Annotated in this window: 1 protein-coding gene; it reads right to left on the reverse strand. The window is 51.5% G+C overall.

Annotated features, from left to right (window positions below; translation table 11 throughout):
- On the reverse strand, positions 1-639 hold a 639-nt coding region (locus tag JFN88_RS26350), incomplete at both ends, for a hypothetical protein (protein ID WP_199020494.1).

Consider the following 639-nt stretch of genomic DNA (forward strand, 5'->3'; position numbering starts at 1 on the left):
CATAGGCTACCGCCTTTTGAATGGCGGCATCGACACCGTCAATTTCTTTGGCTCCGGCTAATGCAATCAGAGCGGTCGCCGTACTTGAAAGCGTGCCGCCGATCGAACCGTTGGCAGCATTTTGTTTGCTGATAATATGGTTGATTGCCGCTGTCTTATCGTATAACTTGGCAGGGGCAGGCAAGCTTTTGTTATAATACTCCGCGGCACTCGCCTCATTCAATCCGATAACCGCCCATGAATGAACGGCAAGATTGCTTGTATTAAAACTGCCGCTTGGCATCTGGTATTGGACGAGATCCTTGACAAGGTTTTGTCTCGTACTCGTCTCGTAGGGATTGCCGCCTACGGCCAATAGGCCGAGGATGCGGTCTCCGTAGCCGCCGGCTTGATTGTTTATGTAGTCGCTGGCAAACTCCGGCGGCAATGTGTACCCGGTGAAGTCTCCTCCCCACGCGTTCCGGAAGGCCAGTGTGTCCAAATAATTACTCAGTACTTTCGCCTTGGTGATGTCATAATATCCTTTGGCCTTGACCAGCATTTCACTGTAGACGTTGTTGACGACAGCATTTGAAGTTCCTTCTACTACTGCCGCGCTGGCCTGATTGACCGGTACTGCCCATGGCACGAGTGAAGAAA

It is taken from the genome of Paenibacillus roseus, from assembly GCF_016424485.1.
Lineage (GTDB): Bacteria > Bacillota > Bacilli > Paenibacillales > Paenibacillaceae > Paenibacillus_D > Paenibacillus_D roseus.